Consider the following 26258-nt stretch of genomic DNA (forward strand, 5'->3'; position numbering starts at 1 on the left):
TATTCTAATCTGTCAACATGGACGGATCATGACTTCAAGTGATCACTTAAATCAATACCTTTATAACAAAGGGGGCGACACAATGATAAGGAAAATAGGCATTAGTGGCACAGGGAGAATCGGTCGGCTATTGATTAGAAAAATGTTATCCAATAAACATGATCAACTTAAGTTAGTGGCGATTAATTCCATTTATCCTGTAGAAACAGTAGCTCATCTATTAAAATACGATACCATACACAGATCTTGGAATGCAGATATTTCAATACAAGATGGAAATCTTTTAATTAATGGTGATATTATTCAGGTCATTTCTGAACGTGAACCTGAAAGGATTCCATGGGGAACAATGGGTATAGACATTGCGATTGATGCTACAGGAAAATTCAATGACCGCCAAGGGGCACAAAAGCATTTATCAGCTGGAGCATCCACTGTCATTGTTACTGCTCCTGGTAAGGATATGGATTTTACAGTGGTTATGGGAGTGAATGATCATCTGTTAGATCTTTCGAAGCACACTATTTTATCCGCTGCCTCCTGCACGACTAACTGTGTTGCCCCTCTTTTAAGTATCATAGACCAATCTTTCCAAGTTAAAAGGGGATGGATGACCACTATTCACTCTTATACTTCTGACCAAAATCATTTGGATAACCCGCATAAAGATTTACGAAGAGCCCGCTCTTGTACTCAATCCATTGTTCCAACGACAACAGGAGTGGGTAAAGCCCTTGTTGATGTTCTTCCGCATCTGGCTTCATATATTGAAGGAATATCAATTCGTGTTCCTACACAGGATGTTTCATTAGTTGATCTCACTGTTCAAGTCGCCCGTGAGGTATCACTTGACGAAGTGAAATCAGTATTTCATGCAGCAGCAAATGGAAAACTGTCTCATTATCTCAGCTATATTGAACAGCCGTTAGTATCCTCCGATTTTATAGGGAATGAAAAGTCAGCGATTGTAGATGGACTTTCAATCATGACAGTGGAAAATCAAATTAAAATATTGGCCTGGTATGATAATGAATGGGCGTATGCTTGCAGGGTCATTGAGTTGGCTCAAGCAGTAAACGAAAGGATGGATAAAAAATGGAAATCCCCAGTCGCCCTCAAGCATTAGGTACAGTTATATGTAAATACTGTGGAGAGCTCATAGACAGTGTCGATACGGAAAAAGTCATGACTTATTACTCTAACTGCAAGCAAGAACAATGCCTCAATCAAGATTCAGAATTTCAACGCGGGGAATTAAAGCTAGAATAGAGGTGTGTTGCAAAAGCATAAGACGAGAACCGAAGTGAATATCAAAAGATACCTTTTATTCGAATATAAACTTTATGCCGAACTTTTCATGATAAAAAATTAGGAAGTTCGGTATTTTATTTTTTTAATATAAATAAAACAGAGATTTAAACCAGAATCTTTAAAAATAGCCAAATCCAAATTAGGGAAAGGACTAAAACCATGAAATGTATTTCGATTGATTTAGACGGTACGTTATTGAATTCTCGACATGAAATATCCGAGGAGGATTTGAAAGCCTTAAAAGAACTGCAAGAAAAAGGACATACGATCATTTTGAATACAGGTCGATCTTATTCAGATGTGGTAAAAATAAAACCTATACAAAACATGGAGGTTCCAATCTTTTGTTTAAATGGTTCCCTTTTATACTCGAAAACTAGAGAGCTGTTGTACGAAGTTACTTTATCAATGTCTACATATAAAGAGATATTCTCCGTTTTGCAAAAATTAGGAGTAAGAATACTCGTATATACAAATTATGGCGGTTTCCCTTCCACTTTGCCTCCATTACATCATAAAAGTAATGAAGAGCTAGACACTCTTTTTCAAACATACAATTACGATGAAATTTTAAATCAAGACAATCTTAAAATCTATAAACTAATTGCTTTGGTACAGTTTGATCAACTAGAAAAAATTGAGGTAGTAAAAAAGACATTAGCTAATAAATTTGATGTTTCGATGGCTTCTTCTTTTCCTAATAACGTAGAAATCACTTCAAACGAAACACACAAAGGAAAGGCTATATTGCATTACCAACAGAAGATGAATCTAGCCTTTGATGAGATTGTTGCTTTCGGTGATGGGGGCAATGACCTCGCCCAATTCGAGGTAGCGACCACTTCCGTTGCGATGGGTAATGCCCCTCTGAATATTCAACAAAAGGCAGATTTAATAACCAAAACAAATGATGAAGATGGATTCTCCCATGCAGTACGTCACCTTCTAGATTTACTGAATACACAAGAAGTCAAATCCGTGATTTGATTTTATTTGATTCCGATGTTTTTCTAGTCGTTTTTTTGATAACATAACCAATCCCCCATAAAAAGTAATGTTTTATTTATAATACAAAAAAAGCTTGTAGATCTATACCCTTCAACGGGACTTTGTCTACAAACTGAAGCAGCCAAATGGCTGCTTTTTTTATTATTTTTTCCTTTGCCTTCCGAATCGTAAAATCGTGTAGTCCGACCAACCTTCCATCTCAATAATCTATAATCTCTTCTTTTAATTGGTTCAAAACTATATTTAATTAGGAAGAACCACGACAATTAATCAACCTCTATTGAACATGCACTGGAAGAAGCAAAGCTTTCTCCCACAAGAAAGCCGTGCTCTTCTGTATAATCTATTTGTGTCTCTTCATCTAAATAGCGTTTTGTAAAACGATCGATTCGAATCTGGATATCACCATATTCAATAAACGTATCGTTTCGTCGGGGTTCTTCAAAAACAAGCGTAAACTTGATAGACATCCCACATCCACCTGCTACATTGGCATCAATTCGAGGAGATTGATCTTTTTTCAACTTCATTGTTTCCAGCTTGTTCACTGCTGATTTCGTTAGTGTTATAACCATCAAATCCCCTCCTTCTCTCCAATATCATGTTTTTAATCATCAAACATTTGATTTTACACAAACATAAGCTTGGTGGGAGAACGATTGAGTGGATGTCGAACCACCAAGAAGAAAATCTCAAGACAAAACAAGTTCTCTTCCTATTCATTACCGACGGACCTTAACAACCTGAAGTTAATTTTATTATGTCACCACTTCATTTTCTCTCACAACTTCCTCTTCTTTTGTGTAACGCAATATAGGTTGTCTTGCTGCCTGCACTTCATCTAATCTTCCTATGATCGTTGTATGTGGTGCTTCTAGTACAATACCTGGATTTTCCTCCACTTCTTTAGCAATTTGAATCATTGTATCTGCAAAGGTATCGAGGGTTTCTTTTGACTCTGTTTCTGTCGGCTCAATCATCAAACATTCCTCTACATTTAACGGGAAGTAGATGGTCGGTGGATGGTAACCGAAATCAAGTAGCCGTTTGGCCATATCAAGGGTTCTTACACCCAATTTTTTCTGTCTTGAACCTGATAACACAAATTCATGCTTACAAATTTGTGAATAAGGTGCTTCGAAATATGGTTCTAGCCTTTTGCGAAGATAGTTTGCATGGAGGACTGCACTTTCCGATACTTGACGTAGGCCTTCAGGTCCCATTGTGCGAATATAGGTATACGCACGAACAAGAATCCCGAAGTTTCCATAATAACCTTTTACACGGCCAATGGATAATGGTTGATTATAGTTCAATACATAGTGATCCTTATCTTTTTCAATGTGTGGCACCGGCAAATATGGAATCAGCTTGCTTTTTACACCAACAGGACCAGCACCAGGACCACCTCCACCATGAGGAGTTGTAAACGTTTTATGAAGATTTAAGTGCACGATGTCAAAGCCCATTTTTCCCGGTGTTGTTTTCCCTAAAATCGCATTGGCATTGGCCCCGTCATAATACAGTAAGCCACCTGATTCATGCACCACTTTAGAAATTTCCACAATTTCTTTTTCAAAAAGTCCAAGTGTGTTTGGATTGGTCAGCATTAGGGCTGCTGTATCATTATCCATATGTTTCTTTAATTCTTCCAAATCAACTAATCCATGTTCATTAGATGGAATCGTAACCGTTTTATATCCGGCCACTGATGCACTGGCAGGGTTGGTACCATGAGCCGTGTCTGGAACAAGTACTTTTGTTCTTGTCTCCCCTTTTTGTTCATGATAGTTTTTGACCATCATTAAACCGGTCCATTCTCCTTGAGCTCCTGCTGAAGGTTGTAACGTCACAGCATCCATACCTGTAATTACTGCTAAATCTTCCTGTAATTCATATAAAAGCTTTAGTGCTCCCTGCACCGTTTCGGCTGGCTGATACGGATGAATGCGGCTAAAACCGTCGAAACGAGCCACATCTTCATTGATCTTCGGGTTGTATTTCATCGTACAAGAACCAAGTGGATAAAACCCATTATCAATCCCATAGTTTTTATTGGAAAGTGCTGTGTAGTGGCGAACAAGCTGAAGTTCTGACACCTCTGGGAGTTCTGCTGGTATGTCACGAATCAAATGCATGGGAAGCTTATCTTTTAAATCGATTTTGTTGACATCACTTTCTGGAAGGCTTGAACCAATTCGACCAGGTCGACTGATTTCAAAGATTATATCGTTATATTCAACCATGTACAATCGCCTCCAATACATTTACAAATTGGTCAATCTCTTCTTTTGTCCTTTGCTCGGTTACCGCAATGAGCATTTGATTTCCCAAGCCGTAATCACGGTCTAAATCAAATCCTCCGATGATTCCTGCTTTTAGAAGCTTGTCATTGACTTCCTTAGCCGGAAGTGGGAGCTCGACAATAAATTCATTAAAAAATGGTGCTTGATTCATAATCTTACATCCTATTTCTTTAAGACGTTTAGCCATGTAATCAGCTTTATCGAAGTTTAGCTGTGCCATATGGCGAATTCCCTGCTTTCCAAGTGCTGTCATGCAAATGGAGGAAGCTAGCGCATTTAACGCCTGGTTAGAACAAATATTGGAAGCTGCTTTATCACGGCGAATATGCTGCTCACGTGCTTGCAATGTTAGCACAAATCCTCTTTTTCCCTGTTCATCTGTTGTTTGACCAACGATACGTCCAGGTATTTTGCGCATAAACTTTTTATGAACCGAAAAGTAACCACAGTGCGGACCACCAAAGCTCATTGGTATCCCTAAAGGCTGCATATCACCTATTACAATGTCTGCTCCAAGATTACCTGGTGGTTGCAAAAGCGCTAATGCCAGTGGATTAGCACTAACGATTAACATAGCGCCTGTTGTCTCGGCAATTTTCTTAATTTCTTTCAAATCTTCAATAGAACCAAAAAAATTTGGGTATTGGACGATAACAGCTGCTGTGTATGGATCAATTTGTTCTTGCAGTTTCTCTAAGTCTGTACAGTCCGTCGTAAGATTCACCTCTTCCACTGCATACCTTTGACCATCTGCTACTGTTTTTAAGATGGCACGGGATTCTGGATGAACCGCCTTTGATACAAGTACTTTCGAACGTCTTGTTGATACAACTGCAAGTGATGCTGCTTCTGCAAGGGAAGTAAAGCCATCGTACATGGAAGAATTGGCAACATCCATTCCTGTCAGCTCACATACCATTGTTTGAAATTCAAAAATGGCTTGTAATTCACCCTGGCTAATTTCTGGTTGGTAAGGGGTATAAGCTGTATAAAATTCAGAACGGGAAATCATATGATTCACAACACTTGGAATGTAATGATCATAAGTACCCGCACCAAGAAAAATTGGATATTGATTGGCATGTTTGTTTTGCGAAGCAAGCTGATGCATCTTTTTCAACAGAAGTGGTTCAGGAATTGCATCAGGGATGTTTAACTCCTCTTCCAGACGAATATCATTCGGGAGATCTTCAAACAGCTCCTCTGCCGAAGAGATTCCAAGAAAGGATAGCATTTCCTCTTGATCTTGTTTTGTATCAGGAAGATAACGATAGGTCGCTGTCATTTTATTCCTCCCCTTCATTCACAAAAGTTTCGTATTGATCTTCATTTAGAAGTACTTGTAACTCTTCTGGATTAAATAGTTCCACTTCTACCAACCACCCTGCTTCATATGGCTGGTCATTGATCATTTCAGGCGCATCATCTAACTCCTCGTTTACACGAACTACCTTACCAGATACAGGGGTATAGATTTCAGAAGCTGTTTTAACCGACTCGATCGATCCTATTGATTCATTAGCCGTTACTTCATCACCCACTCCTGGATTTTCAACAAAAACGATATCACCTAATTGTTTTTGGGCAAAATCAGAAATTCCAATACGGACTCGGTTTTCGTCTAATTGTAGTACCCACTCATGTTCCTTGCTGTATAGTAGGTTAGCTATCACTTTTGTCATTGTTTGTTCTTCCTTTCGCTCATAAAATTTATTAATATTCACTGGTGGGTGCTTACTATATCATGCAACGGAATTATCTTTTTTTATAGAACGGTGCTTTTACCACAATAGCATCAACCATCTTCTTACGAATTTCCACTTTAAGTTGTGTTCCTAGGTCAGCATTTTCTGCTGATACAAGCGCGAGACCTAAGCTTTTCTTTAAAGACGGTGAATGGGTTCCGGATGTAATAAAACCAATTTCCTCTGCCCCACCTGAAAACACTTTATAACCGTGACGAGGAATGCCTCTTCCTGTCATTTCAATTCCAACTAATATTCGTTTTAACCCTTCTTCTTTTTGTTTTGTAAGTATGGCTTTGCCGATAAAATTACTTTCTTTGTTTGTTTTTACGACAAAACCGATTCCAGCTTCAAGAGGGCTGATTTCCTTTGTGAGCTCTTGTCCGTATAGAGAAAGACGTGCTTCAAGGCGAAGAGTGTCACGTGCACCAAGTCCGCACGGCTTTAAGCCGTTTTCTTTTCCAGTTTCCAGGAGCTTTTCCCAAAGTGCTGGCGCCTTGTCCGCTGCTAAATAAAGCTCAAATCCATCTTCCCCTGTGTAACCCGTACGGGATACAAGCACGTCCGTAATGCCATCCAGATTAACATGTTGAGTAAAGTGGAAAACGCCAATTCCCGATAAATTGATTTTCGTTAGCTTTTGTAAAATGCCTTCCGCCTTTGGACCTTGAATGGCGATCAGCGCGATGTCATTTGAAATATTACGAAGTGTCATTTCTCCTTTAATATGCTGCTTCATCCAGTCGTAATCTTTCTCAATGTTTGCTGCATTAATCACGAGAAGAAATTTATCATTTTTCAGTTTGTAGACCAATAAATCATCCACTGTCCCGCCAGATGGATAACACATCGCGGTATACTGTGCTTGATTAATGCTAAGCTTTGTTACATCGTTTGTGACAAGGTAATTAATATAGCTTTCTGCATCTTTCCCTTCAACAAGCACTTCCCCCATATGAGAGACATCAAAAAGTCCTGCTTCCTTTCGGACAGCATCATGTTCTTCTAAAATGTTAGAAAACTGAACTGGCAGTTCCCATCCACCAAAATCAATGACTTTTGCTCCGTATTTTTTATATGTTTCAAAAAGTGGTGTCCTCTTCAATCCGGTTGCTGTGCTCATTGCTACCCCTCCAATTAAGATCTCTTGCTAAATAACTGTTCTTTTACCCTTTTACCTGTTTCGGTCATTGCAAGACCACCAAGTGCTGTTTCTCTAAGTGTTCGAGGCATTTCCTTTCCAATCTCGTACATGGCTTCAATGACTTCATCACAAGGTATACGACTTTCAACACCTGCAAGAGATAAATCAGCAGCTGAAAAGGCAATGGATGTTCCAATCACATTTCGCTTAATGCAAGGCACTTCAACAAGCCCAGCAACTGGATCACAAACGAGGCCCAACAGTGATTTTAAAGCAATTGCTGTTGCATTAACCGCTTGTTTAGGTGTGCCACCTTTTAATTCAACAATGGTCCCTGCCGCCATTGCCGTTGCAGAACCGACCTCTGCTTGGCATCCTCCTGCTGCTCCGGATATAAAGGACCGGTTGGCAATGACATACCCAAGGGCACTTGCGGTGAACAGCCCCATGACTAAGTCTCTGTAGGAAGTTCCGTCATTTTTGTGAAGCGAAAACAATACTCCGGGTAATATACCGGCTGCTCCGGCTGTCGGAGTTGCCACAATGACTCCCATTCTCGCATTACTTTCAGATGTCGCCAGTGAGAAAGTCATGGCATCGCTAATATAACTTCCCGAAAGAGAGTTACCTTGATTCACGTAATCGTACATCTTAACGGCATCACCACCAGAAATGCCACTTGGTGCAGTAGAGGTGTCTTTTTTACCGCTCTCAACAGCTTCCTGCATTTTAAATAACCGTTCTTCCATCATGCTGATGATCGTCTTTTGATCTCTCCCCGATTTTTCTATTTCCATCATCAACATGGCTTCACCAATCGTTTTCTGTTTGTGTGTACAAAATTCAATTAGCTCGTTCATTGACCGAATTTCCATCATGCACCCTCTAACGACGTTTTTTTCAACACATATGAATGGTAATGTGTAGCAAGTACCGAAAAGTCATCGCTAGTGCTTAAACGAATATCAACCATTTCATCGCCAATCATAAAGATTTTAGATAAACCGCCTCCAAGGGATGCACCACCTACTTTTACCAGCCATTCCCCACGTTTTGCCGTAACGATTGTTGTATTCGGATGTTTAAAATAAGGGCAGCTCTCTTCAAATTGAAATTCGTAATCTAGACCATGTTCTTTAGTCAGCTCTATGGCATCTTTAATCCTGGAATCATCTGTATCCATGCCAAGTAATCCGCCAAGTAGGGCTTTATCTGTTCCGTGACCTTGGTACGTTTCAGCAAATGAATCGTAGAAAATAATGTTCGCCTCTTCCGGACAACCACCTAATAGTTCATGAATGAACTTCCCCATTGATACAACACCAGCAGTATGAGAACTAGATGGCCCTACCATGATAGGGCCGATAATGTCAAAACAACTTTGGAATTCCATGTTGTTTCTCCCTTCTTAGACCGTTATAGGCTGTTGAAACAATGGATATCCTTTACAAATCTCTTTTGTTGTTTCTTTTACTTTTTCTAGAACAGCTGTATCTCCATTGCTCTTTAAAACAGCCGCAATCACTTCTCCGATTTTAACCATTTCTTCCTGCTTCATACCACGTGTCGTTAAAGCCGCTGTTCCCATTCGAATGCCACTTGTGACAAATGGGCTTTCAGTATCATAGGGAATCGTGTTTTTGTTAACTGTTATTCCCGCCTCTTCTAGTAATCGTTCTGCTTCTTTTCCGGTTAAATTCCATTGGCGAACGTCTAAAAGGACGATATGGTTGTCCGTTCCACCTGAAACAAGAATTGCGCCTGCTTTCTTTAATGTTTCGCCAAGTGTTGCTGCGTTTTCAATGATTTGTTTGGCATAGATCTTAAAGCTGGGTTGCAATGCTTCTTTAAAGGAAACCGCCTTTGCCGCAATAATGTGCATGAGTGGCCCTCCTTGAATCCCTGGGAATATAGCTTTATTTATTTTCTTTATCATGTCTTCATCATTTGTTAAAATGATGCCGCCACGTGGACCGCGTAAAGTTTTGTGCGTTGTGCTTGTCACCACATCCGCATATGGGATGGGCGATGGATGAAAACCTGCTGCCACGAGCCCTGCAATATGAGCCATATCCACCATCAGTTTTGCTCCAACTTGATCGGCGATTTCTTTAAAACGTGCAAAATCAATTGTTCTTGGGAAAGCACTTGTCCCCGCAATAATCAATTTTGGTTTTTCTTTTTTCGCGATTGCTTCAAGATCATCATAGTCTATCAAGTGAGTATCTTCTCTCACCCCATAAGACACAATATCAAACCATTTCCCCGAGATGCTGACGGGACTACCATGAGTTAAGTGTCCTCCATGCGAAAGGTTCATCCCCATCACTTTATCGCCCGGCTGAAGCAGCGCATAAAAAACAGCTAGATTTGCTTGTGCACCTGAGTGTGGTTGTACATTTGCATACTTAGCACCAAACAGCTTGGTTAGGCGTTCAATCGCTGTTTGTTCCACCACATCTACATATTCACAGCCTCCATAGTAACGCTTCCCCGGATATCCTTCTGCATACTTATTAGTGAGGACAGACCCCATAGCTTCCATCACTTCTTTACTTACGAAGTTTTCTGATGCGATTAATTCTAACGTATTATGTTGTCTTTCCCTTTCATTCTCCATGGCATTATAAATCTCTGAATCATAGTTTTGTAGACTCATATTCAAATATCCTCCTCGATTTTCTTCCAAGCTCCCTTTCCTCACAAAAAAGGACAGAGGAAAGGCAGGATAAATATCCCACCTTTCCTCTGTCCTTTTTACCTGAGAGATTACCTTCGGTATGAAACATATTACAAAACAATCTGTCTTGTATATTCTTTCATCAAAAGGATTCCCCTTTGGTGGCTTTTCAGCTCTCTCCAGAGGTGCGTCCAATTGTAGTCTTTTTACCTGAGAGTTTCTATCCCAAGGTTTTTTTGGGAATTGCTCCTTCGGTGCCGAATCGATTTCTTCGGTCTCTCCCACAATTATCATCCGCTTATATAAATTTCCATTATAATTGCATGTTAACGGGTTTAAATGAAAATTTCAATAATTATCTGAAAAAACTTTATTTTCAGAAATTTAAATATGGACGGTATAGATCTTTCTGACAGTTCATAAAATAAGAAGTTATTCGTTATGCAATATCAAAATTGTTAACTGCTTTTCTGAATCCCAACAAGTTTCTGTATCTAGGAACCGCTCCACTTTTGAACGGTTGCTAAGAAAAGCGAAAGATGGAAAGGACATCATGTCTAAATTTTTAACACAATGGATGTTTGGAAAAAGAAAAAATTAAGGTAGTGCGAGATTTGCGAGAATCCTTGAAGCAATAAAGATTGCTTAGCAACTTCCTCTTTGTCCCAACCACTTGATATATTAGCTATAACGATAATTGCTAGAACCCATACCCACCACTTCTTTGGCTTCTTTAGATTGATTTTCTTTTCCATACTCATTTTGAATTCTTCTCCTTTACCTTACAGTTTTACTATCTACGACTATGTCACCACCTCCACTTCCCTGTATTAATAGTAAGGTAATTATTTTCCATCTCCTTGATTTAAATGCCTTTTTTTCAATACCCTGTTTAAATCTTGATTTTAAATAGGGAGGGTATGAATCAGCACCGGACAGGGAATGGGATTTTCCATTCCCTGTCCGACAGAGATAAGTAATCGTTTGGGTAGGTAAAGTAAAACCCCATCTTTTATTTGTTTAATATGACTCTCAGTTCACCAATTTAAGTATTCATGCAATGGACTATAAGTCTACTATCAATCAAGTAATCATTTCTTTATAGCTATTTGGATTCACTTTATTTACAGTAAAATCAGCTATAGCAACTTGGTAATAATTTGATAATTTATTTAACATTAGATCTAATTCTTTATTGCTATATAGCCCTACTATCACTTCATTTAAAATAACTGTATTGTTTCTTTCCATTTTATTTTCCTCCTTTTGTTTGAAAAATTTTTCATCTTTTATTTGCATTTTAGATCTGATGGAAATGAACATTAAATGTTTTACTAATGAACGATGGCTCATCAATGAAATGGCGATGACGGGAGTGGCTGTTTGTAAATCAAAAACAGTGCCGTCCATTTTCCTTCTCAAGAAGAATTCCATATCTACTCTTTTTAGTTTTTTCTAATTTTTCATCTTTAGAAAATGCTCTTCCCGTTAAATCCATAGGCCCTGGACGAATAACCGAACCGCTTTTTCCATACTCTTGCTACATTCTCAGAGTTATACTCAAGTTCCCTTTTTTCTAATAATTCCAATCCTTCCCCAATGTCATCCATTTCGTTATCAATCCCATTGTTGGTCATTTTCAAGAAGTGACCACTCCCTGCTTTTCCTGCATATAAATATCCATTTTCTACAGATATATCTCTGAAAATGGGCTCTACTATGCGCCAAGCTTCAAGGTCTCCTCCAATCTTGAAACAAGCACCTTTTCGAGCACCTTCCTTTCCTTCAGAGGACACGACATCCATAAAGTTCACACCATATCTCTTTAGCCTATTGTACCGGCGAATGGTATCCTTATAGTAGGAATTTCCAGATTGAATTAAAATATCGCCAATATTTAGAAACGGTGTCACTTCACTAATTACTACATCAACTGAATCAGGAGGAACCATAAGCCAAATAATTCGGGGTTGCTCTAATGATTTAATGAGTTCTACTATATTAGTTGTTCCCTTAGCTCCGTAACTTTCCATTTCTTCTATAGCACCGGAATCTAAATCATAGGCCACAACGTCGTGGCTTTCTCCAATTAGGTTTTGACCTAAGTTTAATCCCATTTTTCCTAAACCGATTAATCCAACTTTCATCGTGATGGCCTCCTTTTTAGAATAGAGTACTTCTAATTGTGCATCTTTCCTTTTACATATTGGTAACTTCGTTAGATTTAATTAGTATAAAAATTCACCTTATTATCTAAAGCCCCTGTTGCTTTAAATAAGGGTCACAGTATGCATTTCCGTCATTTTAGGATATTTAAACGCATTCCTGTCTAAAAATTTATTACGTAGAAAAGTCATTTAATCCCCCCTGTATTCTTCCTTGATTGTAAAATTGTGGTGTAGTAAGATTCTAATAGATGTACCAAGTAATAGTTCTTGTGGTGATAATCCTCTAGGTATATAAAAGTATAATATCTATATTTTTTAATTGTAAGTACGCACTTTTTTATTATATAGTATTATAAAGTACACTATTATTTTATGACCTGGGGGGAAAATAAATGGGACATCTGCGTGACAAGACGTTTTACTGCGAAAAAGAATTGACACTTTCTATTATTGGCGGTAAATGGAAAATGCTTATTATGTGGCATCTAGGGAAAGAAGGAACCAAGCGATTTGGTGAACTAAAATCTCTGATTCCTGAAATTACGCAGAGAATGCTCGCTAGTCAATTGCGAGAGCTGGAAGGAGACCTCATCGTCCACCGTGAAGTCTACCCTGTTGTTCCACCAAAAGTTGAATATTCTCTGACCAAAAGAGGAGAAAGTTTGATGCCAATTCTTGAATCCATGTATGACTGGGGCAGTGAGTATATGGAGACTGTCTTGAATAACCAAGCAGATAGAAAAGAAGAGTCCCTCTAGTAGAAAAAAGCTTCCCTCATGAAGGATTAGAAAATAATCCTTTTTGCCTCCTTTTTGAAAGCGCTATCTTTGTTGTGGACATATTAAGGAAAATAACGTTAATTAGATAATTTGTACACAAAAACCACATGGAGAAACCTTTATAAAGGTTTCCCATGTGGTTTTTTAGCCTTTTAACCCATATCACCGGACAGTATGATTCGAACTGAATTAGATCAGTTGCTTTAAGCTCACTTTACTGTCAATTTAATTGCCGGTAAGAATAAGTATCACGCTTATCTTTTTGAATCGCATTTTCCCTTTAACAACTTCTACATAATAGTGCTTGAAACACAATCCTTCAACGAATTTTTCAATAAGCAACTCTAGGTATATTCCCTTTTGCTTCCTTTCTTCACTTTACACATAGTATACTTTTAAACACTATATGATATAAAAGTGGGTACTTCTCATTTAAATAATTACAGAATACAATAAATGTAGTATCAAACAAAAATTATTTAAGGAGTGAAGTATTTATGAAACTTCAATTAGCATTAGACCTTGTAAACATCCCACAGGCAATAGAAGTAGTGAGAGAAGTAGAGCAATTTATCGATGTAGTAGAAATTGGAACTCCTGTTGTCATTAATGAAGGTCTTAGAGCAGTAAAAGAAGTTAGTGCAGCATTTCCTAATTTAACCGTATTGGCTGACCTGAAAATTATGGATGCTGGAGGATATGAAGTTATGAAAGCATCTGAAGCTGGTGCTTCTATCATCACAGTTCTTGGTGCGACGGATGATGCAACAATCAAGGGTGCAGTGGAAGAAGCTAAAAAACAAGGAACACAGATTCTTGTTGATATGATCAATGTAAAAGATATCGAAAAACGTGCGTACGAAATCGATGCACTGGGAGTTGATTACATTTGTGTGCATACAGGGTACGATCTTCAGGCTAAAGGAGAAAACTCATTTGAACAGCTTCAAACAATCAAACGCGTTGTAAAGAATGCGAAAACTGCGGTAGCAGGCGGAATTAAATTAGATACATTGCCAGAAGTCATTGAAGCACAGCCTGATCTTGTCATTGTAGGCGGTGGTATTACTGGACAAGATAATAAAAAAGCAGTAGCTGCGAAAATGCAAGAATTAATTAAACAAGCGACTTATGCTTAAGAAAGGTATGTGAATTATGAAGACTACTCAATACTTAGCTGAAATTGAAAACGAATTAAATCGGACTATCGAATTAATATCTGAAGATGAAGCTGAAAAATTGGTGGATCACATACTTAAATCCAAGAAAATCTTTGTGGCTGGTGCAGGTCGTTCTGGGTTTATGGCCAAATCTTTTGTTATGCGCATGATGCACATGGGGTTAGATGCCTTTGTAGTAGGAGAAACGGTTACCCCTGGTTTAGAAAAAGATGATATTTTAATTATCGCTTCTGGTTCAGGAGAGACAAAAAGTTTAGTGTCAATGGCGGAGAAGGCTAAAGGTTTAGAAGCATCTGTTGCAGTTGTCACGATTTCCCCTGATTCAACCATTGGAAAATTAAGCGATTTAGCTATTAAAATACCTGCCAAACCTAAGGCTGGTGCAGACAGTGACTACAAAACTATACAGCCTATGGGGTCTTTATTCGAGCAAAGTCTCTTGTTATTATTTGATTCTGTCATATTAAGAGTGATGGAGCAAAAGGAATTAGGCGGCCAAACTATGTTTGGAAGACATGCAAATCTAGAATAGGATAGGCATAGTTTTATGCTTATACTCCTAAATGAAAGACTAGTAAATTATAAAAAATTGAACATACTAAGTCAGGTTTTGGTAAAAAAATCTTTAGACATAAACATATAACTTAAAAAGAGCTGTCGAATTAGAGATTCTAATGCCTTCCCAAATTTATGTATGAATCAATATCATTCCGGGCAGATTTCACCATTAGGTGAAGCTGCCTTTTCTTGTATACAGGTGAAATGTTTGTTTTTCTATTATTTTATTATACATTGCCCATGTTTGCCATTATTGTTTGCTAGTATAAATCAGCTTGAAAAATAACAAATTGATAGAGCATGTTTTGAAAAAAGATTATTAAAACATGCTTTTAACACATTCATTTGAATCGTTCTTTTATAAAAAAGTTTGGATCATTTTCCATACTTCTTATTCAACTTCCCGTTAGCTCAATAAGAAAAAAGAAATAATAGATAGAATTCAGTTTTTCATTTTTATAAAGTCGTTAAACCTTTTTCAAAACGGTGCAACTTAATTTCAAACACAGTTACCTTCTTTTCAGTCTGGTACGGACATTGTTCAACTAAAAGAATTCTTTTGAGTAGGTTTTTACTATTCAGACTGCTGTCGGTTCGGCAAAGTGACTTTTCCTCTTTTCTGATCGACGGGCTTATGCCAAAAACCCCTGTCCTATATTTAAGACAGGGGTTTTGGTCTATAATATTAATTTAATTGCTTTTGAAACCAGTCTGTATGGAAAATGCCTTCCTTATCTACACGCTGGTATGTGTGCGCACCAAAGTAATCGCGTTGTGCTTGTATCAGATTTGCTGGCAACGTATCTGTACGATAACTGTCATAGTAAGATAATGCGCTGGAGAATGATGGCACCGCTATGCCTCGCTCAATTGCCATAGCGAGTACTTGACGTAATGCAGATTGATAGCTTTCTACAATTTCTTTAAAGTAAGAATCCAATAATAAGTTTGGTAAGTTAGGATCACGATCATAAGCATCTTTAATTTTTTGTAAGAATTGGGCACGAATGATACAACCGCCACGAAAAATCATTGCAATATCACCATAGCGAAGGTTCCAGTCATACTCTTCTGACGCAGAACGCATTTGTGCAAATCCTTGTGCATATGAACAAATTTTACTCATATATAAAGCTTTACGTATTGCCTCTATTAATTCTTCTCCATTTCCTTCATACGTCTTCTCCTCAGGGCCTTTTAATAGCTTACTTGCCTTAACTCGCTCTTCTTTCAAGGCAGATATAAAGCGAGCAAACACAGATTCTGTGACGATTGGAAGGGAAACTCCTAAATCTAAAGCACTTTGACTTGTCCATTTACCTGTACCTTTTTGGCCTGCTGTATCTAAAATTAGGTCAATAAGAGGTTTACCTGTTTCTTTATCTACTTTTGTAAAGATGTCAGCTGTAATCTCGATTAGATAACTATCTAATTCCCCTTTGTTCCATTCTGCAAATACTTCATGAAGTTCTTGTGCACTTAAACCAAGCACCTGTTTCATAATGAAATACGCTTCTGAAATTAACTGCATATCTCCGTACTCGATGCCATTATGGACCATTTTTACGTAATGGCCGGCACCATTAGGACCGATATATGTACAACAAGAATCTCCTTCTACTTTTGCTGAAATCTCTTTCAAAATTGGCTCTACAAGTTCATACGCTTCTTTTTGGCCACCAGGCATAATAGATGGACCTTTCAATGCCCCTTCTTCCCCACCTGAAACACCTGTACCAATAAAGTGGATACCTGTGACTTCTAATTCTTTATTACGTCTAATCGTGTCTTGGAAAAATGTATTTCCGCCATCGATGAGGATGTCGCCCTTTTCAAGATATGGTTTTAACGAATCAATCGTTGCATCTGTTGGTTCACCCGCTTTAACCATTAATAATATTTTGCGTGGTTTTTCTAATGAATGAACAAATTCTTCGGTGCTTTTCGCACCAAAAAAATTTTTCCCATCTGCTTCGTTCTTTAAAAACTCTTCTGTTTTTTCAGACGAACGGTTGTAAACAGAAACAGAATGCCCTCGACTTTCAATATTCAATGCGAGATTTTTACCCATTACGGCTAAACCGATCACACCGATTTTTTGTTTTGCCATTATCAATTCGTCCCTTCTTCATTTTAAGAATCAATCTTAGCTACTTTGAGGTCAGACTTTAAATCTCATCTCAAGTTATACAATAAATCTAATTCCTTGGATAAACGCTGACCCCAATTCTTTCTTCTCTTTTCAAAGCTTTAACGCTTATGATTTACTTATTTTTACATCGCGATCATGAATCCATTTTTTCTTCTTTTAATTTTCCTATTTTGGCGACCTATAGGAATGCATGAATTTATGTTTTCAATAGAGGGAGTCAATTTCCATACAAGCATCAAAATCTATAACCACTTAAATCCGTCCTCTTCCAATAATTGATCAGAAGCGTCTGGCCCCATCGAACCTGAACGATAAGGACACAGGGGAAGGGCGTTTTCCTCAAATACCTCCAAAATAGGTTGAACCCACTTCCAAGATAATTCAACTTCGTTCCAATGAGCAAAGAAAGTTGGATCGCCACGCAAAGCATCGAACAGTAAAAGCTCATAGGCTTCCGGTACTTCTTTTGCATTAGCTGAAAAAGTCACCGTAACGGGCTCAATTTTACCGTTTAACGGGTTTTTTCTATTTAATTGCAAAGAAACACCTTCGTTAGGACTGATCTCGATGATTAATAAATTTGGGGCTGTTTGCTCTTTTTGGGAAATGTATATATCCTTTAACGGATTTTTGAACTCAATCACAATTCGTGTGGACTTTTCCCTCATTCTTTTTCCAGTACGGATATAGAATGGTACCCCACTCCAATAAGAATCATCAATCCACAAACGGGCAGAAACAAAGGTATCATTTGTTGAAGAAGCATCAATTCCAGATTCCTCTTTATAACCAACAACTGGTTCACCTTGAATTTCCCCTGGACCATATTGACCACGAACCACGTGTGAAGCTACATCTTCTTTCTTCAATGGTCGTAGAAATTCCATGACCTTCCTCTTCTCTTGACGAATATCTTTTGCGCTTATTCCTTTTGGAAGGTGCATAGCTGTCATCATCAGTATTTGCAGCATATGATTTTGGACCATATCACGAATTGCTCCTGCTTGGTCATAATAACTCGCTCTTTCTTCTACCCCAACCGTTTCACTAGCCGTAATTTGTATATTGGCAATATATTGGTTATTCCATAGCCCTTGAAACATAGGATTCGCATATTCTAATGCTTCAAGGTTTTGGACCATCGGCTTTCCAAGGTAATGATCTATACGATAAATTTCGTCCTCTTCAAAAGTTTCACTTAATAATTCGTTCAGATTTTGGGCGGATTTCAAATCGTTCCCAAAAGGCTTTTCGATAATGAGTCGTTTCCATCCTATTGTAGAGCCTAATCCACTTTTTTGGATGTTTGATGTAATCACATCCACAAACTCGGGCGCAACAGATAGATAAAACAGGCGATTTTCTGGAATACTCAATTCTTCTTCACGAGTTTGAATCAATTCAAGTAAGTTCTTATACCCTTCTTTATTTGTTACATCCAAAAGGCTATAGCGAAATGCATTGAGAAACTCTTCCGTTTTGGATGACTCATTTATCATACGTCTAGAAAATTTTTGTAACGATTCTTTCACGTGTTTTTGAAAAGATTCATCAGACCAATTTCTTCTACCTAAACCAATAACCGAAAACGAGTTAGGAATTTTTTTATCTAAAAACAAATTATATAAAGCAGGAAAAATTTTTCTCTTAGCTAAATCCCCTGTCGCTCCAAATAGAACAAAAGTCACAGAATCCATTTCCAACGTTTTTAAGACATCGAGAACATTCTCATCTAAATCAATGTCACGTGGAATAGTTAAGTCATTCACTTGATCCCCTCCTTTGAACGTACCACCTATACAGAAATTAGTATAACGTGTATAATATTTATGCGTAAGTACGCACTTCATAGTCATATAGTGACAAATTGTATACCATTACGCTGGAAATGGAGGTGAAATTAATGGGACATCTTCGTGATAAGCCGTTTGATTGTGAAAAAGAATTGACACTTTCTGTAATTGGTGGTAAATGGAAAATGCTTATATTATGGCATCTAGGTAAAGAGGGAACAAAGCGATTTAATGAACTGAAGTCTCTCATGCCCGGTATTACCCAAAGAATGCTAGTTAACCAATTGAGAGAATTGGAAGATGACCTCATTGTTCATCGTGAAGTCTATCCCGTTGTTCCACCCAAAGTAGAGTATTCACTGACAGAACAGGGAAAAAGTCTAATGCCGATACTAGAGTCTATGTATGAGTGGGGTAAAAACTATATGAAAAATACAGCTGTGAAAAACGATGGAGAAATCAAGGAGTCTATCGAGTAGAAAAATCCTTTTTGCAAAAACAGAAGAGATTGGTTAGGTCCGAGCAATGTCGAAAGAAGAGATTGTTCCAGACAGCACTCTGATAGAACAATACTGGCTACTTCATAGTTGCTTTATATGAAGGATATGAAATCCACAGATATGTTAACCTGAATGTGAATTTGTGTGATCAAATTTTGTATGAATGGTTATTTTCAGAGTAAATATAAAATCTATATGTTAAAACCCTATAATTGGTTAGATGCCAAAAGATCCTTAGGATTTGTTGACTCCATTCCAATAGCAACAAAATCTTATTCTTGAAGACTAAAAAGCCTAGAGATTTTATCTCTAGGCTTTTTACATCATTTATTCAATAAAGTACATCTTCCCATTCACTTCAAGAGACACTGATGATTGTTTCATCTCTTCCTTTAGAGATTTGGCATAGGTAACTACTTTATTAATTTTTTTCTTGTCCAAATCTTCTGCATAACTATAGACAATCGTTACTTTCTCTTTAATTAGCTGATTATCATCAGATAGCCATGATCCTGTCCCATCGATGGCTGTTGCTCCTCCAAACATTTTTGAGAATTCCTCCAACGACTTGTTAACATATGGAGTATTATCAATTGGTTGATCAACATTATATGTAGATGGTACATAAATTTTTACTACGTCTTCAAGGTAGAATTGCCCCTTTAATGCAGAAGATTGTTTCTCTTTAGTTTCTTGTTATTCTGCAGCGTACACAGCATTACCTAAAAAAACAAGTAACAGAATCGGGATGATCCAATAGAAGATTTTTTTCCTTTCCAATATTGCCACTCCTTCATATTCAACAGTATTGCTGACAAAACAATGGTGAATTTTCTATCCTCATTATACATGCAACAATCATATTTATAGGAAATTTTTACTTACATTTTATTTAGTGAGTGACGAACGAGTGCATTAATTCAATAACCCACATAAAAGAATCTTCTATTGAAGATCCTTTTTCAGTACCTAAAACATCACATTATGAAAAATAGTTAGACAAAGAAATATGTTATCCTTATTCCGTAATCGGGCGCTTTAGTAGAAGAAGAGATTGCATAAAACCCCATTTTACAGCAGCTAGGCTTCTTCAGAAGCCCAAAATGTTGATAAATCAACAATGTTTAATATTGTGCTTAATCGATAAAAATCAAATAAACGCCAATCCCTTAGATATGAGATTGGCGTTTTGGCGTACTTCTTAAAATTACGATTATGTTAAGTTCATTTCAAAATCATCTCGATATATAATACAACATTTTAAGAAATGTTTTTTAATTCCTCTGTTAATCGTAGGAATTCTTCTTTGTTTTGATTCTGTAATGACTGGTCAATCTCTTTTCGGATTTGCTCTTTTCTAAAATTACGAAGGGCTTCGTTTAACACCATTTCAGCAAATTCAAAATCCGTGACGTTTACTTCAGGTTGTGGTGGTGTATTAACCAAATTCCTTTCCATAGGAAACCAACTCCTTGACCTTTTTTCTATTATACTAAAAATTTTCAGACTATTCAAATATTTCACTTAGTAGTTCCATGGTATTTTTAGCCAATGAGTTTACATCTGAAAGATAAACTCATTGAAACCTTCAGTTATGGTCTTTAAACAAGAATTTTTTAATTCATCTCAAATACTATTATTCTTTCAGTTTATTTAATCGTTAATCTATACCATTCTATCTTTAGACTGATTCAGATCATTATCATAAAATTGATGGATCAAATAGGTAAGATAAGAGTTTAGTTCAAATCGATCTTTATTAACAAAATCAGACAACGTTAATTTGCTTTCTCTTAACACTATTTTACCCCCTTTATTTAACTTCTTTACCTTTATGATTCCCAAGCTATTATTCTTTTATACATATAAATTAATAAAATATTTATTTTTGAGATAAATCAATATATTAAAAAGTTATAGACCTTTTCTGGAGTAATAAATGTTTAAATTCGCCAATCGTGTTCCATTAAAGGGCCATTTAATGGAATAAGACTTGGATATTATTTTATTAATTAATTGTGAAGTACTGTATTTAAAATCACGGGAGGTTAATTATGAAGGGTTTATAAAAAGTCATATTAGGGGGGAGTTGTTTGTGTCAAACCTTGAAAAATGCTAACAGGAGGGAATGTCACTAACGTTTATCGTTCGGGAGATACTGTGCGACGAGAATTAAAGCCAGACAGTACCAAAATTCATAAGATATTAAAGCATTGGGAGAACAAATATTTCAGTTATGCACCAAAGTTTTTACGTATTGATGAAAAAGGAACATTTATTGAGGGAGAAGCTGGTAATGATCCTTTAAAAGGGGTCCCGCCAACCAAATGACATAAAACCCAGGCTAAGACATTTTTCGGAAGATAAAAAGCCGATTTTCCCACGTTAAGGGATTTCGGCTTTTATGTTTTACTTTCGGAGTGGTCTAACGATTATATAGTAGTTGATTGGTTAATGGCGGAGAACACTAAGTATTTAATGTCAATTCCTCATATGCCATTTTACAGTGATATATTGGATATGTTTTTTAGATACCCAACCTCTTTTGTTACCATAATGGTTTAACTTTGCTGTATTGGATAATAATTTTACTTACCATGGTAATGGCAGCTTGTAAAGCCTTTTGTTTAGATGAAAATGTTCCTGCAAACTCTTGGAAATCAACACCTATTTTTTCACAAAGATCTCGATTATTATTAGCGCTACAACGAAATTCTTCAGGAATTAGATTGTCATTGATATTAAATTGAAATGCATAAGCTTCATCATCCAAGAAATACATTAATTCTATGTTAGCTTTTTCCACTCCTTGATAACGAAATTTATAGTTTTCCACTTGATATAAAATATCTCCTTGGTGTTCGTAAGCAAACTTCATAAAAACCCCCCCTTTTTAAAATCGCACACTTCATAACTAATTCTAGCACTTATTCAGAAATTTCCCATTTACAAATGCTTTATTTGTAGTTTACCAGTAATAAAAATGGCCGCCTAGGAACCCTGTACAATAAAGCCACATTCTCCTTGAAATATGAAGGAATTACAAACTTAGAAACTTAACTGGATTATTTAAGGCATGTATTTTACAGCATGCTCCTAATTTTCGGATTTACTCAAACCATTCAAACTGCTGTTTTCTATTGAAGTGGAAAAGACGGTTAAAAGGCATTTATGTAAACGCCATAATAATCCTCTTTTATTTCCCGCCCGTTAATTCCCCGATAAATTCAACATCATCAACTTTCCAGCCTTGCTCCTTCACATAAATAAGCGACGTTTTGACGATAACCGTGTCGGTAGCAGCCACATTGTTAAATTCCGTAGTGAGTTTAAATTCATTAAAAATTTCAGCTTCCGTTTTAGAGGTCTGATATTCAAATTGCTTCAGGCCCACCATGGACGACTTCACTGATTCTTCCGAATCCGGAGGTTCTGTTCCGGAAGGATGGGTCGCTTTGAATCCTTGATCGGTCATGAATGGTTCAATTTTTTTATAACGTTCGGCAGTGGTTTGATAAGTGAAAAAACTTTCAAGAAACTCGCGATTCACCTTTAAAGCATCCGTGATTTGGATGAAGGATAGGGATTGAATCTGCTCTTCATAGTTCCCCTGGTTGGCTCTGACTTCCTGCAGCTGTGAACGCAAACTGAAAACGTACATAAAAACCAAAGCAGCAGTGATGAATACTATCATTAAAAACAAGAAATTTTTATTTTGGGTTGGCCCCATGCCCTGTACCTCCATTTCTAGATCCGTCTAAAACCTAGGAAGGGATATAAGTTTTTCCACTCTTCAACGGACGAATAAGAAATACCACCACTGCTATTGGCATTGATAAATTGACCGTTCCCCACATACATGCCAACGTGCGAAGCCCCTGGCTTATAGGTGGAGAAAAAAACGAAGTCACCCGGCTTTATATGTTCCTCTGAAACCGGCTTTGTTTTGTTGTACTGCGATTGAGCTGTCCCGTACATATCCATGCCGACCTGTGCAAAAGCATATTCAAGCAGCCCACTGCAGTCGAACCCTCCTGCTGCTGGTGTCCTGCCTCCCCATACATATGGTCGGCCGAGGTACTGTTTCATAATGTTATGCACTTTCTCTACATCAAAGGATTGTGAACCGTCACCCAAAACAACCACGCTGCCTTTTCCACCTTTGTAATATTGCATAACATGGTCCACATAATTTACATCGCCGTAACGGCTCCACCCCTCCCTGGCAGCCATCATATGACTAAACTGGGTAGCAACTTCTTTTGAATAACCTCCACGCTCTAATGCGTACCCAATAAACCCATCTCCAAAGTTATAGGATTGCAAAGCTAGATTTACATCACCTTTGGCTTGCTTCATCACTTCTGCAAAATGTTTCATGCCTACCTGAATGGAATACTCCGGGTCGGTAATGGTTCCGGGTGGGAGCCCGATTGATTCGGAAGATTGCATCACATCTAATTCACGTCCACCAGATTCCTGTTGGATCATGGCCATGATAAGCCCGACATATTCCCCAACCCCATTTTGTTCCGCATATTTCCGGATTAAGGGTTCGTATCTCAAAACTTCAGCTGACAATTGAGCCGATTCCCCGGCTCCTTCCCCAGACATTTCGGACTCAAACTGGTTCTCACCACCCAAACTGATAGAAACAAACAAAGCAAATCCAAAAATGGAAGTAAGGAGAAGGAGAATACCTGCAATAATCCAGGTGATAGGGTTTTTGAGAATGGCAATGGTACCAACGACTTTTGCACCTTTCTTTAAAACACCTTGCATAGGAACTCCTTTCTAAAAGAGATTCTGAAAAAACGATGGGTGTGGATGTTCACAAACATACATGTCATGGCTACTCACTTCCCTCGAATTATCATTTTAGATCCTTTTCGGTTTCCTTGGCTTTGGGCTTCCTGCCCTCCGAACGTTTGACGGTTACGGAAGGTGATACATTTGCTTTTCTAGCATCAATCTTCTTTTGGATTTCCCATTGCGTTAGGTGTTTGACTGGTTCTCTTGAAGCTGCTGCTTCTTGCTTACTTTCCATTTTTGTAGCTGGATTACGATGTGAAGAAGGTTGATTTTCAGGGTCACGTAACCCCTCTGTCCTTTGCCTAGAAGGCTTAGCCTGTTCTTGTTTTCTATTCTCTTGTCTAGTTGAATCCGGAGGGTTACCACCTGGCTTCCGAGCTCCCGAAACGGTACGTTCAGAACTTCGTAAAGGTTGTCCACTGACTGGTCCTTTGCCTGTTGCCCCTTCCCCCTTTTCACTTTTATAATCCTTTAAATCCACAATCGCAGCTCCTGCATTTCGTGAAGCTGATCGGTTGGCCATTACTGTATTCAAACCCGTTGCTGTATTTGACCCTTTTCCGATTGATTGTTGCCCTTGATTTCTTCCTACACCTGGTTTTTGAGGTGTATTCTCACCAACAGCTTTTCGATGTTCTGACCTTCCACTGTTTGCTACGGGTGGATGGGTAAAGGTCTTTCGGCCCGAGCCTTCTTTTTTTGACTGGTATTCTTCTTGACGCTTTTTATTTTGGTGGCTTCTATAAAATTTGGCGACCATTCTTTTGGCTCCCTTGATTCCTGTTTCACCAGCATCCCCCATCTTGTCAATCGAATTGGTTGTCGCTCTCTCGACAACTTGCTGACCTTGAATCATACCAGCAGAAGCAACCTCAAAGATTTCGGAACGATATTTGAACAATCCCCAAATGGTCATGCAGATAAGAAAGACTACAAAGACATACCCTTCTACACCATTCGTCACTTTTACTGATTCGTAAAGCAAGGTGACAAGTCCAGTAATGACGGCAATCAAAAGGACTAATACCGCTTTCATAAGTATTACGCCCACAAGCTTCTTCCCGTGATTCAAGGCCGTTTCACTATAAGAAGGGATTACGGAAAGAACTAATGGAATGGCTGTGAAAATGACTAACGCCAAGAACCATACTTGAAGCAAAAACTTAAAGATGCCTAATAACAAGATCGGAATCGAAAGCGCAATGGTTGAAAGAATTGTAACAATTAGGTATCCAAACCGTTCACCACTAAAACTGGCAGACATTTGATTGTTGTCAAAGTTGGAAACCTCATCACTGACAATAATCCTTCTTTGCTCTTTGCCTTCTTCAGTATGAGGCTTGAGTTCCAAAAGTTTATTTACCCGGTTTGGATCATCTTTTAAAACATCAGATACTTTTGTTGAACCATAATTCAAGAGTAAATATGGACGCTTCACCATTAAGTTAAATAGTTGATTTTCCAACACCGCAATTCCTTCTTTAGAATCATAGGCAGCATTGCTGTCAAACTCATCAGAACTGACCAAAACGTTTGCAGAGCTTGCAATCCCTTCGAGCTCCGCCCCCCGATCATTCAGCCATTTAATGTTTCCGGTTGGGTCGGAATAAAACCAAAAAGTAATAACCATGATAGACATGGCGCCAAGGATTGATTTCACCGCATGCCCGACTTGTTGATTTACAAGGTAACGCCAGGCAGCTGTTCCCCCAACTAAAATGACAAACAAGGATAAAAACGTTCCAGACATAATCTCATAGATTCGTTCACTCATAATTCCAGCTTCATCCACAATATTGCTAATTAAATCAAAGGACATCAGCTGGTTAACCGAATATAAAGTAAAACTGGCAATCGTTTTATTAAACCCCCACATTCCTTGATTAATGGCATGTAATGCATTATCACCAGCTTCCGTAATACCGTCGCCGATATCTGCTTCCATCTGATAATGATAGAGAGGATATTCCTTACTTTCCAAAGTAACACGGCCCACTGTTTCTTCCTTTTTCTGAACAGTAGGGGCCGCATCTTCTGCATTGGAAGACGTTGGCAAGAGAAGAAACAACAGCACTAAACAAAAGCCTAGGCCTTGTTTAAGGGTTTGCATCCAATCCCTCC

The 26258-nt window shown here is 38.0% G+C and carries 24 protein-coding genes, 2 pseudogenes and 2 riboswitches; of the genes and pseudogenes, 8 read left to right on the forward strand and 18 right to left on the reverse strand.

Annotated elements, in window-relative coordinates:
• Positions 1–82 precede the first annotated feature (82 nt).
• The 3 genes from gap to ACIQ0C_RS21305 all read left to right on the forward strand — a co-directional run bounded on the left by gap (position 83) and on the right by ACIQ0C_RS21305 (position 2298).
• Positions 83–1126, forward strand: coding sequence for a type I glyceraldehyde-3-phosphate dehydrogenase (gene gap, locus ACIQ0C_RS21295; protein ID WP_403063714.1), 1044 nt, complete (start codon positions 83–85; stop codon positions 1124–1126).
• Positions 1096–1269 carry a GapA-binding peptide SR1P gene (locus ACIQ0C_RS21300; RefSeq protein ID WP_403063717.1) on the forward strand — a complete coding sequence of 58 codons (174 nt, stop codon included), beginning with the start codon at positions 1096–1098 and terminating at the stop codon, positions 1267–1269. Before gap ends, ACIQ0C_RS21300 begins: the two co-directional genes overlap by 31 nt.
• A 201-nt stretch (positions 1270–1470) precedes the next feature.
• Positions 1471–2298, forward strand: a complete 828-nt coding sequence (locus ACIQ0C_RS21305) for an HAD family hydrolase (RefSeq protein WP_403063719.1) — start codon at positions 1471–1473, stop codon at positions 2296–2298.
• A gap of 287 nt (positions 2299–2585) precedes the next feature.
• Here the strand turns inward: ACIQ0C_RS21305 and ACIQ0C_RS21310 are convergent, their stop codons facing one another.
• The 10 genes and pseudogenes from ACIQ0C_RS21310 to gnd all read right to left on the reverse strand — a co-directional run.
• The gene (locus ACIQ0C_RS21310) at positions 2586–2894 is read right to left on the reverse strand and encodes an iron-sulfur cluster biosynthesis family protein (RefSeq protein WP_403063721.1); all 309 of its coding nucleotides are present in this window, start codon (positions 2892–2894) and stop codon (positions 2586–2588) included.
• A gap of 183 nt (positions 2895–3077) precedes the next feature.
• Positions 3078–4565 (reverse strand): aminomethyl-transferring glycine dehydrogenase subunit GcvPB, encoded by a 1488-nt coding sequence (gcvPB, locus tag ACIQ0C_RS21315; RefSeq protein ID WP_403063724.1) that lies wholly within the window; start codon positions 4563–4565, stop codon positions 3078–3080.
• Positions 4558–5910, reverse strand: a complete 1353-nt coding sequence (gcvPA, locus tag ACIQ0C_RS21320; protein ID WP_403063727.1) for an aminomethyl-transferring glycine dehydrogenase subunit GcvPA — start codon at positions 5908–5910, stop codon at positions 4558–4560. Before gcvPA ends, gcvPB begins: the two co-directional genes overlap by 8 nt.
• Before the next feature lies 1 nt (position 5911).
• Entirely contained in the window at positions 5912–6307 is a 396-nt protein-coding gene (gene gcvH, locus ACIQ0C_RS21325; protein ID WP_328176443.1) for a glycine cleavage system protein GcvH, read from the reverse strand.
• A 73-nt stretch (positions 6308–6380) separates the two neighbouring features.
• Positions 6381–7493, reverse strand: coding sequence for a glycine cleavage system aminomethyltransferase GcvT (gcvT, locus tag ACIQ0C_RS21330; protein WP_403063731.1), 1113 nt, complete (start codon positions 7491–7493; stop codon positions 6381–6383).
• A gap of 14 nt (positions 7494–7507) precedes the next feature.
• Complete coding sequence (sdaAA, locus tag ACIQ0C_RS21335) at positions 7508–8389, reverse strand: L-serine ammonia-lyase, iron-sulfur-dependent, subunit alpha (protein WP_403063825.1); 882 nt, start codon at positions 8387–8389, stop codon at positions 7508–7510.
• Positions 8389–8907 carry a serine dehydratase beta chain gene (locus tag ACIQ0C_RS21340; RefSeq protein WP_403063734.1) on the reverse strand — a complete coding sequence of 173 codons (519 nt, stop codon included), beginning with the start codon at positions 8905–8907 and terminating at the stop codon, positions 8389–8391. Before ACIQ0C_RS21340 ends, sdaAA begins: the two co-directional genes overlap by 1 nt.
• Before the next feature lie 15 nt (positions 8908–8922).
• Complete coding sequence (gene glyA, locus ACIQ0C_RS21345) at positions 8923–10173, reverse strand: serine hydroxymethyltransferase (protein WP_403063737.1); 1251 nt, start codon at positions 10171–10173, stop codon at positions 8923–8925.
• A gap of 86 nt (positions 10174–10259) precedes the next feature.
• A riboswitch (glycine riboswitch) is annotated at positions 10260–10380 on the reverse strand.
• Between the two features lie 2 nt (positions 10381–10382).
• A riboswitch (glycine riboswitch) is annotated at positions 10383–10488 on the reverse strand.
• Positions 10489–10751: 263 nt separating this feature from the next.
• A complete protein-coding gene (locus ACIQ0C_RS21350) occupies positions 10752–10955 on the reverse strand; it encodes a hypothetical protein (RefSeq protein ID WP_403063740.1) in 204 nt (67 codons plus the stop codon).
• A 574-nt stretch (positions 10956–11529) separates the two neighbouring features.
• Positions 11530–12341 (reverse strand): annotated as a pseudogene (gene gnd, locus ACIQ0C_RS21355) (phosphogluconate dehydrogenase (NAD(+)-dependent, decarboxylating)); the annotation flags it as partial.
• A 413-nt stretch (positions 12342–12754) separates the two neighbouring features.
• On the opposite strand from gnd, the gene hxlR reads away from it, so the two are divergent.
• The 3 genes from hxlR to hxlB all read left to right on the forward strand — a co-directional run bounded on the left by hxlR (position 12755) and on the right by hxlB (position 14854).
• Positions 12755–13120: a transcriptional activator HxlR gene (gene hxlR / locus ACIQ0C_RS21360; RefSeq protein WP_328176449.1), complete on the forward strand. Its 366-nt coding sequence runs from the start codon at positions 12755–12757 to the stop codon at positions 13118–13120.
• Between the two features lie 518 nt (positions 13121–13638).
• Positions 13639–14280, forward strand: a complete 642-nt coding sequence (gene hxlA, locus ACIQ0C_RS21365; protein ID WP_403063744.1) for a 3-hexulose-6-phosphate synthase — start codon at positions 13639–13641, stop codon at positions 14278–14280.
• Positions 14281–14296: 16 nt separating this feature from the next.
• Complete coding sequence (gene hxlB / locus ACIQ0C_RS21370) at positions 14297–14854, forward strand: 6-phospho-3-hexuloisomerase (RefSeq protein WP_403063747.1); 558 nt, start codon at positions 14297–14299, stop codon at positions 14852–14854.
• Positions 14855–15565: 711 nt separating this feature from the next.
• Here the strand turns inward: hxlB and gndA are convergent.
• Positions 15566–16990, reverse strand: coding sequence for an NADP-dependent phosphogluconate dehydrogenase (gndA, locus tag ACIQ0C_RS21375; protein ID WP_403063750.1), 1425 nt, complete (start codon positions 16988–16990; stop codon positions 15566–15568).
• Between the two features lie 284 nt (positions 16991–17274).
• A complete protein-coding gene (zwf, locus tag ACIQ0C_RS21380) occupies positions 17275–18729 on the reverse strand; it encodes a glucose-6-phosphate dehydrogenase (RefSeq protein ID WP_403063828.1) in 1455 nt (484 codons plus the stop codon).
• A 206-nt stretch (positions 18730–18935) separates the two neighbouring features.
• Here zwf and ACIQ0C_RS21385 point away from each other — a divergent pair, with 206 nt between their 5' ends.
• Positions 18936–19304 (forward strand): winged helix-turn-helix transcriptional regulator, encoded by a 369-nt coding sequence (locus ACIQ0C_RS21385; RefSeq protein ID WP_202186438.1) that lies wholly within the window; start codon positions 18936–18938, stop codon positions 19302–19304.
• A 348-nt stretch (positions 19305–19652) separates the two neighbouring features.
• Here the strand turns inward: ACIQ0C_RS21385 and ACIQ0C_RS21390 are convergent, their stop codons facing one another.
• The gene (locus ACIQ0C_RS21390) at positions 19653–19871 is read right to left on the reverse strand and encodes a DUF3574 domain-containing protein (RefSeq protein WP_403063754.1); all 219 of its coding nucleotides are present in this window, start codon (positions 19869–19871) and stop codon (positions 19653–19655) included.
• 714 nt (positions 19872–20585) lie between these two features.
• On the reverse strand, positions 20586–20783 hold the full coding sequence (locus ACIQ0C_RS21395; RefSeq protein WP_403063757.1) for an IDEAL domain-containing protein: 198 nt from the start codon (positions 20781–20783) through the stop codon (positions 20586–20588).
• 654 nt (positions 20784–21437) lie between these two features.
• Here ACIQ0C_RS21395 and ACIQ0C_RS21400 point away from each other — a divergent pair.
• Positions 21438–21635: pseudogene (locus ACIQ0C_RS21400) on the forward strand (aminoglycoside phosphotransferase); the annotation flags it as partial.
• 238 nt (positions 21636–21873) lie between these two features.
• Here ACIQ0C_RS21400 and ACIQ0C_RS21405 read toward each other — a convergent pair.
• The 4 genes from ACIQ0C_RS21405 to ACIQ0C_RS21420 all read right to left on the reverse strand — a co-directional run bounded on the left by ACIQ0C_RS21405 (position 21874) and on the right by ACIQ0C_RS21420 (position 26247).
• Positions 21874–22203, reverse strand: a complete 330-nt coding sequence (locus tag ACIQ0C_RS21405; protein WP_403063760.1) for a hypothetical protein — start codon at positions 22201–22203, stop codon at positions 21874–21876.
• Between the two features lie 318 nt (positions 22204–22521).
• Positions 22522–23055, reverse strand: a complete 534-nt coding sequence (locus tag ACIQ0C_RS21410) for a hypothetical protein (protein WP_403063763.1) — start codon at positions 23053–23055, stop codon at positions 22522–22524.
• A gap of 17 nt (positions 23056–23072) precedes the next feature.
• Positions 23073–24107: a bifunctional lytic transglycosylase/C40 family peptidase gene (locus ACIQ0C_RS21415; RefSeq protein WP_403063766.1), complete on the reverse strand. Its 1035-nt coding sequence runs from the start codon at positions 24105–24107 to the stop codon at positions 23073–23075.
• A 91-nt stretch (positions 24108–24198) separates the two neighbouring features.
• Positions 24199–26247 carry a CD3337/EF1877 family mobilome membrane protein gene (locus ACIQ0C_RS21420; protein WP_403063769.1) on the reverse strand — a complete coding sequence of 683 codons (2049 nt, stop codon included), beginning with the start codon at positions 26245–26247 and terminating at the stop codon, positions 24199–24201.
• Positions 26248–26258 lie beyond the last annotated feature (11 nt).

Source organism: Peribacillus sp. NPDC096448 (assembly GCF_044762675.1).
Taxonomy (GTDB): Bacteria; Bacillota; Bacilli; order Bacillales; family DSM-1321; genus Peribacillus; species Peribacillus frigoritolerans_B.

Excerpts from the sequence above, each read along its gene's own strand:
- ACIQ0C_RS21340 (WP_403063734.1), bottom strand. The coding sequence starts at position 8,907 with ATGGAATTCCAAAGTTGTTTTGACATTATCGGCCCTATCATGGTAGGG.
- gndA (WP_403063750.1), bottom strand. The coding sequence starts at position 16,990 with ATGGCAAAACAAAAAATCGGTGTGATCGGTTTAGCCGTAATGGGTAAA.
- ACIQ0C_RS21310 (WP_403063721.1), bottom strand. The coding sequence starts at position 2,894 with ATGGTTATAACACTAACGAAATCAGCAGTGAACAAGCTGGAAACAATG.
- glyA (WP_403063737.1), bottom strand. The coding sequence starts at position 10,173 with ATGAGTCTACAAAACTATGATTCAGAGATTTATAATGCCATGGAGAAT.
- ACIQ0C_RS21300 (WP_403063717.1), top strand. The coding sequence starts at position 1,096 with ATGGAAATCCCCAGTCGCCCTCAAGCATTAGGTACAGTTATATGTAAA.
- ACIQ0C_RS21395 (WP_403063757.1), bottom strand. The coding sequence starts at position 20,783 with ATGGAAAGGAATTTGGTTAATACACCACCACAACCTGAAGTAAACGTC.
- gcvPB (WP_403063724.1), bottom strand. The coding sequence starts at position 4,565 with ATGGTTGAATATAACGATATAATCTTTGAAATCAGTCGACCTGGTCGA.
- ACIQ0C_RS21385 (WP_202186438.1), top strand. The coding sequence starts at position 18,936 with ATGGGACATCTTCGTGATAAGCCGTTTGATTGTGAAAAAGAATTGACA.
- gap (WP_403063714.1), top strand. The coding sequence starts at position 83 with ATGATAAGGAAAATAGGCATTAGTGGCACAGGGAGAATCGGTCGGCTA.
- ACIQ0C_RS21410 (WP_403063763.1), bottom strand. The coding sequence starts at position 23,055 with ATGGGGCCAACCCAAAATAAAAATTTCTTGTTTTTAATGATAGTATTC.
- hxlB (WP_403063747.1), top strand. The coding sequence starts at position 14,297 with ATGAAGACTACTCAATACTTAGCTGAAATTGAAAACGAATTAAATCGG.
- ACIQ0C_RS21405 (WP_403063760.1), bottom strand. The coding sequence starts at position 22,203 with ATGAAGTTTGCTTACGAACACCAAGGAGATATTTTATATCAAGTGGAA.
- hxlR (WP_328176449.1), top strand. The coding sequence starts at position 12,755 with ATGGGACATCTGCGTGACAAGACGTTTTACTGCGAAAAAGAATTGACA.
- ACIQ0C_RS21350 (WP_403063740.1), bottom strand. The coding sequence starts at position 10,955 with ATGAGTATGGAAAAGAAAATCAATCTAAAGAAGCCAAAGAAGTGGTGG.
- ACIQ0C_RS21420 (WP_403063769.1), bottom strand. The coding sequence starts at position 26,247 with ATGCAAACCCTTAAACAAGGCCTAGGCTTTTGTTTAGTGCTGTTGTTT.
- ACIQ0C_RS21305 (WP_403063719.1), top strand. The coding sequence starts at position 1,471 with ATGAAATGTATTTCGATTGATTTAGACGGTACGTTATTGAATTCTCGA.
- ACIQ0C_RS21415 (WP_403063766.1), bottom strand. The coding sequence starts at position 24,107 with ATGCAAGGTGTTTTAAAGAAAGGTGCAAAAGTCGTTGGTACCATTGCC.
- gcvPA (WP_403063727.1), bottom strand. The coding sequence starts at position 5,910 with ATGACAGCGACCTATCGTTATCTTCCTGATACAAAACAAGATCAAGAG.
- ACIQ0C_RS21390 (WP_403063754.1), bottom strand. The coding sequence starts at position 19,871 with ATGTTTGGAGGAGCAACAGCCATCGATGGGACAGGATCATGGCTATCT.
- sdaAA (WP_403063825.1), bottom strand. The coding sequence starts at position 8,389 with ATGGAAATTCGGTCAATGAACGAGCTAATTGAATTTTGTACACACAAA.
- zwf (WP_403063828.1), bottom strand. The coding sequence starts at position 18,729 with ATGGATTCTGTGACTTTTGTTCTATTTGGAGCGACAGGGGATTTAGCT.
- gcvT (WP_403063731.1), bottom strand. The coding sequence starts at position 7,493 with ATGAGCACAGCAACCGGATTGAAGAGGACACCACTTTTTGAAACATAT.
- hxlA (WP_403063744.1), top strand. The coding sequence starts at position 13,639 with ATGAAACTTCAATTAGCATTAGACCTTGTAAACATCCCACAGGCAATA.
- gcvH (WP_328176443.1), bottom strand. The coding sequence starts at position 6,307 with ATGACAAAAGTGATAGCTAACCTACTATACAGCAAGGAACATGAGTGG.